Raw genomic sequence first — 14,196 nt, forward strand, 5'->3', positions numbered from 1 at the left:
CGCCGGCGAAAATGCGGGCACCGTCACGCACACGCACCCCCATATGCTGCGTCACGCCTGCGGCTATGAACTGGCGGAAAGAGGTACAGATACCCGTTTGATACAGGATTATCTGGGACATCGTAATATTCGTCACACGGTACGCTACACCGCCAGTAATGCGGCACGTTTTGCCGGAATTTGGGAAAGAAATAATCTTTTAGAGGAAAAAGGCTTGCAACAGAAAAACGATTTAACTGATTGATTTAAGGCAATATAATTAATTGCGAACAGGTCAATTGGGGCCAAACTGTTTATATCATAAAAATGTTTTGTAATGTTTTGCAACTCACTGCGCCATATTTCTGCAGAAAAAATCATATTGTATTGATTATTATGTGTTTTTAATCCCGAAATCACTCACTTTTCTCTCATCAGATTCCAGCTGCACCGGCGATCCTTCGCCAGCACCATCGCTATACCTTTCGCACTCCCTCCTACTCATCCAGATAATATACCCATAAAAAGCCAATCACGCAGAATTTAAAACCACAAAAACGCCAGAGTAAAACCAAAAACAGGTCACTTATCCCGACGAGTCAAAATGGCCCCAATTGTCTCATCAGTTGGGTGAAAACTGTGCAGAGCCGGCAGCCTGACTACTCGGCTGAAATCTGAAATGCCTGGAAGGCACATCGGCTGCCAATCCGGTTCGTTATTTCGACATCGTTCAAAGGAAAACAGTATGAAAATCAAAACACTGGCAATGGTTGTTGTGTCAGCCCTGTCTCTGAGCTCCGCGGCGGCGCTGGCCGATACCACCACGGTCAACGGCGGGACAGTGCATTTTAAAGGGGAAGTCGTCAATGCGGCCTGTGCGGTAGATGCCGGCTCTATCGATCAAACCGTCCAGTTAGGTCAGGTGCGTTCCGCGAAACTTGCCACCGCGGGTAGCACCAGCTCCTCCGTCGGTTTCAACATCCAGCTGGATGACTGCGACACCACAGTGGCGACCAAAGCTTCCGTCGCTTTCTCCGGTACCGCCATTGACAGCAGCAACACCACCGTTCTGGCACTGCAAAACTCAGCCGCTGGCGGCGCAACCAACGTTGGCGTGCAGATCCTCGACAACACCGGCACGCCACTGGCGCTGGACGGCGCCACCTTCAGTGCCGCGACCACGCTGAATGACGGCACCAACATTATCCCGTTCCAGGCGCGTTACTACGCGACCGGCGCAGCGACCGCCGGTACGGCGAACGCGGATGCCACGTTCAAAGTGCAGTACGAGTAAGGCCCGATCCACGCAGGGAGGCAATCAGGGCCAGGAGGGCCCGCTCTCTATTTCCAACTGGAGTGAAACGATGCAGGGAATGAAATCAGGTCTGCTGCTGCTACTACCCCCGCTGGCCCTGGCCGGTAATCAGTGGAACGTCACGCTGCCTGGGGGCAGCATGCGTTTTCAGGGCCTGATTATGGCGAGTTCCTGCCGCGTCGAAGCGGGCGATCGGCAGATGACAGTCAATCTGGGGCAGATCAGCAGTAACCGATTTCATGATGTCGGGGAAGACAGTAACCCGATCCCTTTCGCGATTCATTTACAGGATTGCAGTACCGCAGTCAGCCAGCATGTGGGCGTGGCATTTCACGGTGTGGCTGATGGTAAAAATCCCGATGTGCTCTCGGTGGGCGAAGGCCCGGGGATCGCCAGCGGGATTGGCATTGCGCTGTTCGACAGTCAGGGCCAGCAATTGCCGCTCAATCGTCCGCCTGACCGCTGGGTACCGCTCTACCGCGGACCAACGACGCTCAATTTTGTCGCCAAATATCGGGCGACCGGACGCCAGGTCACCGGCGGCGCGGCCAACGCCCAGGCCTGGTTCTCATTGACCTATCAGTAATTAATCCGCAGACAAACAGGACAACACGGTGAGCAGACAAGGAGATAACGTGAGAAAAATGGCAACGACGACACGCGGCATACTGGCGGGATGTTTACTTTTCGTCGCCGGTGCGTTGAGCGCCAGCGCGCAGGCGGGCGTCGCGCTGGGCGCGACCCGGGTTATCTACCCGGCGGGACAGAAACAAGTCCAGCTCGCGGTGACCAATAATGATGACAACAGCACCTGGCTTATTCAGTCATGGGTGGAAAATGCCGATGGTCAGCGAGATGGCCGGTTTGTCATCACTCCCCCGCTGTTTGCCATGCAGGGCAAAAAAGAGAACACCCTGCGCATTATCGACGCCACCAATAACCAGCTGCCGCAGGATCGGGAAAGCCTGTTCTGGATGAACGTGAAGGCGATCCCCTCGATGGATAAATCCAAGCTCAGCGACAATACCCTGCAGCTGGCGATTATCAGCCGCATCAAGCTCTACTACCGTCCGGGAAAACTGACCCTGCCCCCGGATCAGGCAGCGGAAAAGCTGACCTTTAGCCGCAGCGGATCGTCGCTGACGCTGACGAACCCAACCCCTTATTACCTGACGGTGACCGAACTGAACGCCGGGACGCGCATTCTGGAAAACGCCCTCGTGCCGCCGATGGGCAAAACCAGCGTCAAGCTGCCCGCAGATGCCGGGAACACCATCACCTATCGCACGATTAACGATTACGGCGCGCTGACGCCGAAAATGAATGGCGTACTACGTTAACCCAGAGTACCCCGCCGCGCGGGCCACGCTGCGCATGACCAGAAGCACTGACAGCCGGGCAACGTCGGACCGGAGGGATTATGTCACATCGAAAATATGGACTGGACCATTGGGGTTGCCGAAGCGCCCGGCGCCTGCTTACTCCGGCGCTGACGCTGTGGCTCAGCTCACTACCGTTTGCCGTGCGGGCGGACCTCTATTTTAACCCCCGCTTTTTAGCTGACGATCCGGCGGCGGTGGCTGACCTGTCGGGATTTGAAAAAGGCCAGGAGGTGCCTCCAGGCACCTATCGCGTCGATATTTATCTCAACAATGGTTTTATGACCACCCGGGACGTCACTTTCCAGGCCAACGCGCAGGGCCATGGCTTGTCACCCTGTCTGACGCGCGGCCAGCTGGCGAGTATGGGCGTGGATACCGGGCGGGTGCCGGGCATGGCTTCGCTGGACAGCGCAGCCTGCGTGCCGCTAACGACGCTTATCAGCGAAGCCACTACGCGCTTTGACGTTGGCCAACAGCGTCTGTATCTCACCGTGCCCCAGGCATTTATGGGCACCCGCGCGCGCGGCTATATTCCGCCGGAGCTGTGGGATGACGGTATCACCGCCGGGCTGATTAACTATAACTTCACGGGCAATAACGTCCATAACACCACGGGTGGCAGCAGCCGTTACGCCTATCTGAATCTGCAGAGCGGCCTGAACCTTGGCGCCTGGCGTCTGCGCGATAACAGCACGTGGAGCTACAGTAGCGGCAGCGGCAGCGCTTCCTCCAGTGAAAACCGCTGGCAGCACGTTAACAGCTGGCTTGAGCGGGACATCACGCCTCTGCGTTCGCGGCTCACCATCGGGGACAGCTATACCAACGGCGATGTCTTCGACGGGATCAACTTCCGCGGCGCCCAGCTGGCCTCGGACGACAATATGCTACCGGACAGCCAGAAAGGCTTCGCGCCGGTGATCCACGGGATCGCCCGCGGCACGGCGCAGGTGTCAATCAGGCAAAACGGCTATGAAATCTACCAGAGCACGGTGCCACCGGGGCCGTTTACCATCGACGATCTCTACGCTGCGGGCAATGGCGGCGATCTGCAGGTCACGATTAAAGAAGCGGATGGCTCCCGCCAGGTCTTCAGCGTGCCCTGGTCAACGGTGCCGGTGCTGCAGCGTGAAGGCCATACCCGCTTCGCCCTCACCGCCGGGGAGTACCGCAGCGGCAACAGCCAGCAGGAGACGCCCGATTTTTTCCAGAGCACGGCCATGCATGGCCTGCCGGCCGGCTGGACCTTGTACGGCGGCACTCAGCTGGCGGACCGCTATCGCGCCTTTAACCTTGGGGTGGGGAAAAACATGGGCTATTTCGGCGCCCTGTCGCTGGATATCACCCAAGCCAACGCCACGCTGGCGGACGACAGCGAGCATCAGGGGCAGTCGGTGCGTTTTCTCTATAACAAATCCCTGGATGAGACCGGGACTAACCTGCAGCTGGTGGGCTACCGCTACTCCACCCGCGGCTACTATAACTTTGCCGATACCACCTACCGCCGGATGAGCGGCTACAGTGTGGAAACCCAGGACGGCGTTATCCAGGTGAAACCCAAATTTACCGACTACTACAATCTGGCTTACAGCAAGCGCGGCAAGGTGCAGCTGAGCGTGACCCAGCAGCTGGGGCGTACCGCCACCCTCTATCTGAGCGGCAGCCACCAGACCTACTGGGGTACCGACGATGCCGATGAGCAACTGCAGGCCGGCCTCAACGCCGCCGTAAACGATATCAACTGGTCGCTAAGCTACAGTCTGACCAAAAACGCCTGGCAGCAAGGGCGCGATCAGATGCTGGCGGTCAACGTCAATATCCCCTTCAGCCACTGGCTGCGTTCCGATAGCCGCTCGGTCTGGCGGCACGCCAGCGCCAGCTACAGCCTGTCGCACGATCTTAATGGCCGCATGACCAATCTGGCGGGCCTGTACGGCACCCTGCTGGAAGACAACAACCTCAGCTATAGCGTACAGACCGGCTATGCCGGCGGCGGCAACGGCGACAGCGGGAGCACAGGCTATACCGCGCTCAACTACCGCGGCGGCTACGGCAACGCCAACGTCGGCTACAGCCGCAGCGACGGCTTTAAACAGCTCTACTACGGGGTCAGCGGCGGCGTGCTGGCGCACGCCAACGGCATCACCCTGAGCCAGCCGTTGAACGATACCGTGGTGCTGGTGAAAGCCCCCGGCGCCGGCGGCGTGAAGGTGGAAAACCAGACCGGGGTACGCACCGACTGGCGCGGGTATGCCGTCCTGCCTTATGCCACCGAGTATCGCGAAAACCGGATCGCGCTGGACACCAACACCCTGGCGGACAATGTCGACCTTGATGATGCAGTGGTCAGCGTGGTGCCCACCCATGGGGCGATCGTCCGCGCCAACTTTAACGCGCAGGTGGGGATGAAGATCCTGATGACGCTGACCCACCGCGGCAAACCGGTGCCGTTTGGCGCCCTCGCCACCGGCGACAGCAACCAGAGCGGCAGCATTGTCGCGGATAACGGCCAGGTCTACCTGAGCGGGATGCCGCTGGCGGGCAAGGTGCGAGTGAAATGGGGCGATGGCCCGGACGCTCAGTGCGTGGCCGATTATCGTCTGCCGCCGGAGAGTCAGCAGCAGGCGCTCAGCCAGCTGTCGGCCGCGTGCCGCTAAGGAGATCATGATGAAAACACTGCAGTATCTGCTGGGCGCCCTGCTCACCCTGGTGACGCCGTTTGCCTTCGCTGCCGATAGCACGATCACCATCAGCGGCTATGTGCGCGACAACGCCTGCGCAGTGGCCGGCGAGTCGAAGGATTTCACTGTCGATTTTCAGGACAACGCCGCGAAGCAGTTTTATGCCGTCGGAGCGACGACGCCGCCGGTGCCGTTCCGCATCGTGCTGTCGCCCTGCGGCACTTCCGTCACCGCGGTGAAGGTCGGTTTCACCGGCGTGGCGGACAGCGTCAACACCAGCCTGTTAAAACTCGATGCCGGCGCCTCGGCGGCGGCGGGAATGGGGGTGGAAATTCTCGATCAGCAGCAGTCCCGGCTGCCGGTCAATGCGCCGTCGTCAGCCATGTCCTGGACCACGCTGACGCCGGGCCAGACCAACATTCTCAACTTTTACGCCCGTCTGATGGCCACTCAGGTGCCCGTCACCGCCGGGCATGTCAATGCGACAGCGACATTCACGCTGGAATTTCAGTAAGCGGAGGCTGAAATGAAATGGACCCACGTGGGCTGGCTGCTGGCCGGCCTGTTAACCGCGAGCGCTTCCCTGCGGGCGGCCGACGTCACCCTCACCGTCAACGGGAAGGTGGTGGCCAGACCCTGTACCGTTTCCACCGTCAATGCCACCGTCGAGCTGGGCGATCTCTATACCTTTAGCCTGATCGGCGCGGGCTCGGCATCGGCCTGGCACAGCGTGGCGCTGGATCTCAGTAACTGCCCCGTGGGTACTTCACGGGTGAAGGCCACCTTCAGCGGGACGGCGGACAGTACCGGCTATTACAAAAACCAGGGAACGGCGGGCAATATTCAGCTCGAACTGCAGAGCGAGGATGGCACCACGCTGAACAATGGCAGCAGCCAGTCGGTACAGGTGGATGAGGCCAGCCAGTCCGCTCGCTTCCCGCTGCAGGTTAGAGCCCTGTCCGTCAACGGCGGCGCCACGCAAGGCACCATTCAGGCGGTGATTAACGTCACCTATACCTACGCCTGAGCCAGGAGAGCATCATGATGAAAAAAATTATCCCCCTGTTCACCACCCTGCTGCTGCTGGGCTGGTCGATGAACGCCTGGTCCTTTGCCTGCAAAACAGCCACCGGGGCGACGATCCCCATCGGCGGCGGGTCAGCCAACGTCTACGTTAATCTGACACCGGCGGTTAACGTCGGGCAAAACCTGGTGGTCGACCTCTCCACGCAGATTTTTTGCCATAACGACTATCCGGAAACGATCACTGACTACGTCACCCTGCAGCGCGGATCCGCCTACGGCGGCGTGCTGTCGAGTTTCTCCGGCACCGTGAAATATAACGGCACCTCTTACCCCTTCCCGACCACCACGGAAACGGCGCGGGTGGTTTACGATTCACGGACCGATAAGCCCTGGCCCACCGTCCTGTATCTGACGCCGGTCAGCACCGCCGGTGGGGTGGCGATCACCGCAGGATCGTTAATCGCGGTGCTGATCCTGCATCAGACCAACAACTACAATAGCGACTCCTTCCAGTTCATCTGGAACATTTACGCCAACAACGACGTGGTGGTCCCCACCGGCGGCTGCGATGTCTCCGCCCGCGATGTCACCGTCACCCTCCCCGACTACCCGGGATCGATGACCGTGCCGCTCACCGTGCACTGCGCGCAAAGCCAGCAGCTGGGGTATTACCTCTCCGGCACCACCGCGGATAGCGCCAACGCGATCTTCACCAATACCGCCTCCGCCTCGCCGGCGCAGGGGATAGGCGTTCAGCTGACCCGCAACGGCAGCGCCGTGCCGGCGAACAGCACGGTCTCGCTGGGCACCGTCAGTACCTCGCCAGTTAATCTCGGTCTCACGGCAACCTATGCCCGGACCACAGGCCAGGTCACCGCCGGCAACGTGCAGTCGATCATCGGCATCACCTTTGTCTATCAATGATGACCGACTATATCCTCTCACCCTGCTCGCTGGCCGCCCGCGGGTTGAGCCAGCTGATGCTGAACGCCGCGAAGCGGCCCGTTGAGCTGCCAGTCGAGGGCGTGTCCCTCCGGGAGCTGACCGCCGTGAAGCGGATCGTGGTGTTTCTCCCTGACGATCCCCTGTGGATGCTCACCACGCTGCGCCAGGCGGCCAGGCTGCTCGACCAGACCTCGCAGCCGTTACCGATGTTGATTCTGAGCCGCAGCCCGGCCATCTGGCTGTGGCAAACGCTGCTTTATCAGGTGAGTCATCCGGATCGTCTGCGCAACGTCCATACCGCCCCCGCCGATCTGTCCTGCACGGAGCTGGCCGATCGGCTGGAGAACGCACCGCGACTTGAGCGGCTTGCCAGTGAAGCCGCCCTGCTCCACGACAAACGAGCCGCCGGGTTGAGCCATGCCGAGTTCAAAGTGATCCTCGCCCTGCTGCAAGGGCAGACGATAGGCGAGCAGGCCCAGCGTCTCCGATTGAGCCAGAAAACGCTCTACACCCAGCGGCTAGCCGGGGTGAAAAAGCTGGTGGAATATCACCCGCATCTGGCCCCCCGCTTTCCGCGCACGCTGCTACCGCGCTCATCCGCCAGCTCACTGTCGGCGTTTGAACAGGAATGGGTACAAGCGATCCACGATCGTCAGGTCTTCCCGGTTTTTCAACCTATCGTCGATAGTCGCTCACAGCTACAGGGGGTGGAGATCCTGATCCGCTGGCGCCACCGCGGCCAGGTTCTCCATCCGCAGGCTTTTTTGCCGCAGTTTCGCGCCGACTACGCCTGGCTGCTGCTCACGGCTTTTGTCCTGCAGGAGGCCGTGCAGAATATTAATGAGCATCCGGGTACTTTCTATTTTTCGGTCAATATTCCTTCCTCGCTCGCCGCCAGTGATAGCCTGCTGCGGATGGTGGAAGCCGCTCGCCAGCAGCTCCGGCAGCCAGAGGGCGTGGAAAGGCTGGTGCTGGAATATGCTGAAACCATCGATTTTCGCCGTCAGAGCCGCTCCACCGCCCAGGTGGAGGAACTGCAACGAGCTGGCGTGCGGGTGATGCTGGACGACTGCTTTTCTCAGGGGAGCGTCATCTTTCCGGCGCGTCGACTGCACTTCAATGCTTATAAACTGGATATGAGCATCGTCAACGACGCCCAGCACGATCCAAAAGCGCTTGCGCTGATAAAAAGCCTGGCCTACTACTGCCAGTTAAGCGACAGCCGCTGTGTGGCGGAAGGGGTGGATTCGCTGGCGAAGTTTACGCAGTTAAAATCGTTGGGTATTGACCGTTTCCAGGGCTATCTGTTTTCACCGCCGATGCGGCGCGAGCATCTCCCGGATCTGATCCGCCGCTTTTCCCATCAGCGCGATCCGGCGGATCGTTGATGGCGCGAGAAAAGCGCACCGGCTGGCACCGGTGCCGGTACGTCAGGCGCGAATATCGTCGTATTCGCGGGTGTTATCGAATTCATGTTTGGCAAACGGGCAGAGAGGGATGATCTTCCGCTGCTCCTGGCGCATTTTTTCCACCACCTTCGCCACCAGCTGTTTCCCCACGCCCTGGCCTTTCAGGCTGGGATCAACATCGGTATGTTCGATAATACTGAGGTGTTCGCCGGTGGGAACAAAAACAATTTCCGCCACCTGGTTTCCCTGCGCGTCGTTAACATAAAACTTGTTGTGCCCTTCCAGTATTTCCATCTTCTCCTCGCTTATTTATGACGATAGTGCAGGGCGCCGCTCGGGCAGGTATCGATCACTTTTACCACCGTCGCCACATCCACTTCATCCGGGATAATCCACGGTTTACGCTTCAGGTTAAAAAGCTTCGCACTGCCGCGCACGCAGTTCCCCGAATGCTGACAGATCGCCGTATTAAAGTAGACGTCGATTTTCTCTCCGGTGTAGACCCGGTAGCCCGCTTCCAGTAATTCCTTATCCATGACATTGCCTCGTTCTTTTTTTATGTTTCAGGCTAAGCATAGTCCTACACGTCGAGGCTGACTACGCGTAAGCGTGGGAATTGGCGCCTCACATCTTGCTTTCCCATCGGGTAAGGATCCCGCAGTCGGCGATCCGTTGACTTTCATTCCCGCAACGAGGCGATTACACTCATCACACACTGGTATGATCACTCAGGGATGCTCTATTGAATCATATTGCCACCATCGCCCGCCCGGCGCGGTTACTGCTCGTCTTACCGCTTTCCGGCTGCTCACTTTCGCCCGCGATCCCGGTATTGGGCGCCGCGTTCCCCGGCTGGTTTTTCTGCTTATTGGGCGGGGTGTTTTTACTGATCCCCTGCCATATCCTGATTACCCGTAAAGGCTGGCAGCCACGCTTTTCTCCCCTGGTCTTCAGCTATGTCGCGCTGATGTTCCTGTTCGCCACGCTGCTGTGGTTTCTGTTTTTTGTTCACTGATCGCTTATGACAACTTCCCGCACTCCCCTGTTACGCAAAAAGTGGCCTCTGCTGGCGCTGGTCCTTGCCGCTATCCTGGCGCTGATCCTGGTTATCTGGCAGTTGCAAACCTCGCCGGAGACCAATGACGCCTATGTTTATGCCGATACCATTGATGTGGTGCCCGAGGTCAGCGGACGCATCGTGGAGATGCCCATTCGCGATAACCAGCGGGTGAAAAAAGGCGATCTGCTGTTCCGCATCGACCCCCGCCCCTATCAGGCGATGCTCGATGACGCGAAAGCGCGGCTGACGACCCTCGACGCGCAGATCATGCTGACCCAGCGCACCATCAAAGCGCAGGAGTATAACGCCCAGTCGGTGGCGGCCGCCGTCGAGCGCGCCAGAGCGCTGGTCAAGCAGACCACCTCCACGCGCACCCGCCTTGAGCCGCTGGTGCCGCAGGGGTTTGCCTCCCAGGAAGATCTCGATCAGGCGCGCACCGCTGAGAAAGCGGCACGGGCGGAGCTGGAGGCCACGCTGCTGCAGGCCAGACAGGCCTCGGCTGCCGTGACCGGCGTGGATGCCATGGTAGCGCAACGCGCCGGGATCCTGGCGCAAATCGCCCTCGCTGAACTGCATCTGGAATTTACCGAAGTGCGCGCGCCGTTCAACGGCGTGGTGGTGGCGCTGAAAACCACCGTCGGCCAGTACGCCTCGGCGCTGAAGCCAGTCTTCACCCTGCTGGATGACGATCGCTGGTATGTGATCGCTAACTTCCGCGAGACCGATCTAAACAACGTGCGCCCCGGCGTGGCGGCGCGGATCACCGTGATGACCAACCACAACCGGACCTTTAACGGCGTGGTGGATTCGGTCGGCTCCGGGGTCCTGCCCGAAGGTGGGAGCGTCATCGAAGGGCTGCCGCTGATCCAGAAAAGCATTAACTGGGTTCACGTCTCGCAGCGCTTCCCGGTGAAAATCGCCGTCAGCGATCCCGATCCGGCGCTGTTCCGTATGGGCGCCTCGGCCAGCGCCGTGCTGCAGCCATAGCCGGGGGACGCTATGTTTCCTCTCGCCCATTTTTTACGCCAGGAACTGCGCGACGCGCCGGGACGCGCCAGCTACACGCTGCGCCTGACGCTGAGCTGCGCGGTGCTCATCACCCTGTTTATGACCCTGCAGATCCCCTTCCTGGCCGTTGCGCTGATCGTCGTGTTCTACGTCAGTCAGCCTAACGTGCTGATGATCAAGCTGGTCAGCGTGGTCTTTGTTGTCACCGTCACCGTGGCGCTCGGCGGCGTGCTGCTGATCATCAAGTGGACCTATGACTACCCGCTGATCCGCCTGGCGGCCTCCGTGGCGCTCTTTTTCTGCGCCATCTACCTGATGCGGGTGCTGGGTAAGCTGGGACTGGCTTTTTTCGTGGTGGCGCTGGCGGTGATTTACGCTCAGACCTTCCCGTCAATGACCAGTCAGAGCGAGATCCTGGTGCGGCTGCTGCTCTGGCTGTGGGTGGCGATTAACACCGCGATCCTCGTCACTTTGCTGGTCAACGCCTGTTTTCAGCAGGCCTTTCCCGGCAACCAGTTTAAGGCGCGCCTGGCAGGGATGCTGCACGAGGTCGCCCGGCGGCTGACGGCTCCTGGCGATGAAGCGCCACCGACCTTCGGCGAGACCGCCGCGCAGTTCAACCAGCTGCAGTCGCTGTTCGCCCAGGCCAGCCGGGCCACGCCGGAGATAGCCGCCGAACCGCAGGCCTGGCGCTCGCGGCTGGCCGCCACCCTGCGCTGCTATCAGCTGGCGGCGCTGCTGCAAGCGGACGAGGCAGATAGCGAAGATCGCCAGCAGCTGTCGCAGGCGGTACTGAAGCTGAAGAGTGCCCTCAGCGAGGAACAGTTTGACGGCGCCATTCCTCCCCTGACGCTCAGCGGCCGCGGCATTAATCACGCGGTTCTGCAGGAGATGGCTACCCTCCTGCAGCAGCTGGCGCAGGGTGAGCCCGTCGCCCTGCCGCAGGGTGAGGTGGAGAAGGCGCCCCTGCTGGTACCGGACGCCTGGCGCAACCCGGCTTATCTCCATTTTGCGCTCAAGACCCTGCTGGCGACGCTAATCTGCTATGTCTTCTATACCGCTGCCGACTGGCAGGGGCTGCACACCATCATGCTGAGCTGCGTCATCGTCGCCCAGCCGGGGCTGGGCGCCACGATGCAAAAGACATGGTTGCGCATCGGCGGGGCGCTGCTCGCCACCCTGCTGGCGTTGCTGTTAATCGTTTTTGTCCAGCCCTGGACCGACTCGCTGTCGGGACTGCTGGCGATGTCCCTGCCGGTGCTGGCGCTGGCGGCGTGGATTGCCGCCGGCTCGGAGCGTATCGCCTACGCCGGGATCCAGATTGGTTTCACCTTTGCGCTGGCCTTCCTCAGCTGGTTTGGTCCACTAACCAACCTCACCGAACTGCGGGATCGGGTGCTCGGCATCCTGCTCGGGGTGCTGGTTTCCTCCATTGTTCATTTGTATCTCTGGCCGGACAGCGAAGCACCACAGCTGAAATCCCGCCTTGCGGCACTTTATCGCCGGCTGGCGGACTGTCTCGCCGCCCCGAAGGAGGCGGTGCCGCTGGCTCCCCTGTTTGTCGCCTTCGCCGACAGTGAAGCGCTGCTCCATCGGGTTCGTGCTGAACCGCTGGGCACCTGGGCCCATCCCTGGCCCCAGGCGAAAGGCTGGCCGATGCGCGCCACCCTCGCCCAGGCCGAGGAGATCGCCCGCCTCAGCGAAGGCTACCGGCTCAACGCCGCGCCGGGAGACCCGACGCTGACCCGCAGCGCCGAACAGCTGCGACGCTACGCCGAACGTATCGAACAGGAGGCGGCAGCGCCTGACGGGACGCTGGCCGCCGATCTCCGCAACCCCTTTGGCCCGGCGCTGGCTGCCGCGCTGGCCACCCTGCCCGACTGGGGCCCGACACCGATAGCGACTGAGCAACAGGCTAAAACGTCATGATGATGCTTCCTTTCCCCGCGCGACTGCGGGTCACTCTCTTTACCCTGACGCTGACGCTGCTCAGCGGCTGCGCGCTGATCCAGGATGAGCCTTCCCAGGTCGCCATCGTCAATCCGCAGCAGGCCCAGCTGGCCCAGGTGATCCACCTGGCGAACAGCGACTGGCCGGCAGCCCGCTGGTGGGAGGCCTATGATGATCCTCAGCTCAACCTGCTGATCAACCGGGCGCTGCAGAACTCGCCGACCATGCAGGCCGCCCGGTTGCGCATCTCCCAGTCGCAGTCCACGGTGGAACTCGCCCAGTCGGCAATGGGCCTGCAGGCCACCGCCGTCGCGGCGCAAAACCGCCTGCGGATCACCGACAAATCCTTTAGCTGGCCCTACTCGTACTCCCTGCCGGTGGATAAGAACGGTCCCTGGTATACGCTGAATACCGTTGGCGTCGGGGCGCAGCTGAATATCGATCTCTGGGGAGCCGATCGCGCCCGGGTCGCCGCCGCCATTGGCGAGAAAAATGCCCGGCTGGCGGAAACCGCCGGCATTGAGCTCGACATCGCCAGCAGCGTGGCGCAACTCTATTTCGCCATGCAGGCGACGTTCCAGAAAATCGCGCTGCTGCAGGAGCTGGAGGGTATTGCCCAATTCTCGGTAGCGGCCCACGAGCACCGGACCCAACGCGGCGTGGAAGACAGTGTGGATGTGGCCAATGCCCGGGCCGAGCAGCTCGCCGCTCGCCAGCAGATCATTAGCGCCGAGGGGATGCTGACCCAGTATCGTGAAACCCTGCGAGCGCTGATCGGCGCTGATGCGCAGAGCATGCCGGCCATCCATCCGGTGGCGCTGCCGGCGCTCCAGGAGACGCTGCCGCCATCGCTCTCATTCGAGCTGCTGGCCCGCCGCCCGGACCTGCAGGCGCTGCGCGGCTACGTCACCGCCTCCCTGAGCCAGGTCGATGCGGCGAAAGCGGCCTTCTATCCTCATTTTGATATCAAAGCGTTCTGGGGATATAACGCCCTGAGCGTCGGGGATCTGTTTAAGTCCTCTTTCCAGCAGATCAACCTGCTGCCCGGGATGTATCTGCCGATCTTCGACGGCGGTCGTCTGAACGCTAATCTGCAGTCGGTGCGCACCGCCAGCAATATCCTGATCAAGCAGTACAACCAGGCGGTGCTGGACGCAGTTCGCGATGTCGCCATCAGCTCCAGCCAGCTTAACGATCTGAACCAACAGCGTGCGCTGCAGCAGCTAAAAGTCACCGCGGCGCAGACCACCACCGACAGCGCTCGCGCCCATTATCAGCGCGGCCTGCTCAGCCGCTACGCCGCCGAAGAAGCCCGCCGGGCGGTCCTCGCCCAGCAGCTATTGCTACTGGATATTGAAGCGCAGCGACTGAGCACCGACATTACCTTGATCAAAGCCCTGGGCGGCGGCTATCGCGGGCAGTAACAAAAATGCCTTCCCCGAGG

General features: G+C 60.7%; 15 protein-coding genes. 13 read left to right on the forward strand and 2 right to left on the reverse strand.

Annotation, left to right across the window (positions count from 1 at the left end; genetic code table 11):
* The 9 genes from CWM53_RS07110 to CWM53_RS07155 all read left to right on the forward strand — a co-directional run.
* On the forward strand, positions 1-244 hold a 244-nt coding region (locus CWM53_RS07110), incomplete at its 5' end, for a tyrosine-type recombinase/integrase (RefSeq protein ID WP_165785038.1).
* 480 nt (positions 245-724) lie between these two features.
* Positions 725-1,273: a type 1 fimbrial major subunit FimA gene (gene fimA, locus CWM53_RS07120; protein WP_061153378.1), complete on the forward strand. Its 549-nt coding sequence runs from the start codon at positions 725-727 to the stop codon at positions 1,271-1,273.
* A gap of 70 nt (positions 1,274-1,343) precedes the next feature.
* Positions 1,344-1,880 (forward strand): fimbrial protein, encoded by a 537-nt coding sequence (locus CWM53_RS07125; protein WP_012967260.1) that lies wholly within the window; start codon positions 1,344-1,346, stop codon positions 1,878-1,880.
* A gap of 49 nt (positions 1,881-1,929) precedes the next feature.
* Entirely contained in the window at positions 1,930-2,634 is a 705-nt protein-coding gene (locus CWM53_RS07130; RefSeq protein WP_165784154.1) for a fimbria/pilus periplasmic chaperone, read from the forward strand.
* A gap of 80 nt (positions 2,635-2,714) precedes the next feature.
* On the forward strand, positions 2,715-5,330 hold the full coding sequence (locus tag CWM53_RS07135; protein ID WP_100730061.1) for a fimbrial biogenesis usher protein: 2,616 nt from the start codon (positions 2,715-2,717) through the stop codon (positions 5,328-5,330).
* Between the two features lie 10 nt (positions 5,331-5,340).
* The gene (locus CWM53_RS07140) at positions 5,341-5,868 is read left to right on the forward strand and encodes a fimbrial protein (RefSeq protein WP_012540617.1); all 528 of its coding nucleotides are present in this window, start codon (positions 5,341-5,343) and stop codon (positions 5,866-5,868) included.
* Between the two features lie 27 nt (positions 5,869-5,895).
* Complete coding sequence (locus CWM53_RS07145) at positions 5,896-6,381, forward strand: fimbrial protein (protein ID WP_074194464.1); 486 nt, start codon at positions 5,896-5,898, stop codon at positions 6,379-6,381.
* A 17-nt stretch (positions 6,382-6,398) separates the two neighbouring features.
* Entirely contained in the window at positions 6,399-7,304 is a 906-nt protein-coding gene (locus CWM53_RS07150; RefSeq protein ID WP_074387707.1) for a fimbrial protein, read from the forward strand.
* On the forward strand, positions 7,301-8,713 hold the full coding sequence (locus tag CWM53_RS07155) for a cyclic diguanylate phosphodiesterase (protein ID WP_077268444.1): 1,413 nt from the start codon (positions 7,301-7,303) through the stop codon (positions 8,711-8,713). Before CWM53_RS07150 ends, CWM53_RS07155 begins: the two co-directional genes overlap by 4 nt.
* Positions 8,714-8,755: 42 nt before the next feature.
* Here the strand turns inward: CWM53_RS07155 and CWM53_RS07160 are convergent, their stop codons facing one another.
* Entirely contained in the window at positions 8,756-9,028 is a 273-nt protein-coding gene (locus CWM53_RS07160) for a GNAT family N-acetyltransferase (RefSeq protein WP_002916201.1), read from the reverse strand.
* 11 nt (positions 9,029-9,039) lie between these two features.
* Positions 9,040-9,270: a 4Fe-4S mono-cluster protein YjdI gene (yjdI, locus tag CWM53_RS07165; RefSeq protein WP_074387633.1), complete on the reverse strand. Its 231-nt coding sequence runs from the start codon at positions 9,268-9,270 to the stop codon at positions 9,040-9,042.
* Between the two features lie 206 nt (positions 9,271-9,476).
* On the opposite strand from yjdI, the gene CWM53_RS07170 reads away from it, so the two are divergent.
* From CWM53_RS07170 to CWM53_RS07185, 4 genes are read left to right on the forward strand one after another with little or no spacing between them, the layout of a single operon-like run.
* Positions 9,477-9,749, forward strand: a complete 273-nt coding sequence (locus CWM53_RS07170) for a YtcA family lipoprotein (protein ID WP_100730060.1) — start codon at positions 9,477-9,479, stop codon at positions 9,747-9,749.
* A gap of 6 nt (positions 9,750-9,755) precedes the next feature.
* Entirely contained in the window at positions 9,756-10,781 is a 1,026-nt protein-coding gene (mdtN, locus tag CWM53_RS07175) for a multidrug transporter subunit MdtN (RefSeq protein ID WP_008806390.1), read from the forward strand.
* 12 nt (positions 10,782-10,793) lie between these two features.
* Positions 10,794-12,731: a multidrug efflux transporter permease subunit MdtO gene (mdtO, locus tag CWM53_RS07180; RefSeq protein ID WP_100730059.1), complete on the forward strand. Its 1,938-nt coding sequence runs from the start codon at positions 10,794-10,796 to the stop codon at positions 12,729-12,731.
* Positions 12,728-14,176, forward strand: a complete 1,449-nt coding sequence (locus CWM53_RS07185) for an MdtP family multidrug efflux transporter outer membrane subunit (RefSeq protein ID WP_100730058.1) — start codon at positions 12,728-12,730, stop codon at positions 14,174-14,176. The genes mdtO and CWM53_RS07185 overlap by 4 nt, the downstream gene beginning before the upstream one ends.
* Positions 14,177-14,196: the final 20 nt, after the last annotated feature.

It is taken from the genome of Klebsiella sp. A-Nf5 (assembly GCF_002810545.1).
Classification (GTDB): Bacteria; Pseudomonadota; Gammaproteobacteria; order Enterobacterales; family Enterobacteriaceae; genus Klebsiella; species Klebsiella variicola.

Coding starts and splice junctions, on each gene's coding strand:
- mdtO (WP_100730059.1), top strand. CDS start 10,794: ATGTTTCCTCTCGCCCATTTTTTACGCCAGGAACTGCGCGACGCGCCG.
- CWM53_RS07155 (WP_077268444.1), top strand. CDS start 7,301: ATGATGACCGACTATATCCTCTCACCCTGCTCGCTGGCCGCCCGCGGG.
- CWM53_RS07140 (WP_012540617.1), top strand. CDS start 5,341: ATGAAAACACTGCAGTATCTGCTGGGCGCCCTGCTCACCCTGGTGACG.
- yjdI (WP_074387633.1), bottom strand. CDS start 9,270: ATGGATAAGGAATTACTGGAAGCGGGCTACCGGGTCTACACCGGAGAG.
- CWM53_RS07135 (WP_100730061.1), top strand. CDS start 2,715: ATGTCACATCGAAAATATGGACTGGACCATTGGGGTTGCCGAAGCGCC.
- mdtN (WP_008806390.1), top strand. CDS start 9,756: ATGACAACTTCCCGCACTCCCCTGTTACGCAAAAAGTGGCCTCTGCTG.
- CWM53_RS07150 (WP_074387707.1), top strand. CDS start 6,399: ATGAAAAAAATTATCCCCCTGTTCACCACCCTGCTGCTGCTGGGCTGG.
- fimA (WP_061153378.1), top strand. CDS start 725: ATGAAAATCAAAACACTGGCAATGGTTGTTGTGTCAGCCCTGTCTCTG.
- CWM53_RS07160 (WP_002916201.1), bottom strand. CDS start 9,028: ATGGAAATACTGGAAGGGCACAACAAGTTTTATGTTAACGACGCGCAG.
- CWM53_RS07185 (WP_100730058.1), top strand. CDS start 12,728: ATGATGATGCTTCCTTTCCCCGCGCGACTGCGGGTCACTCTCTTTACC.
- CWM53_RS07125 (WP_012967260.1), top strand. CDS start 1,344: ATGCAGGGAATGAAATCAGGTCTGCTGCTGCTACTACCCCCGCTGGCC.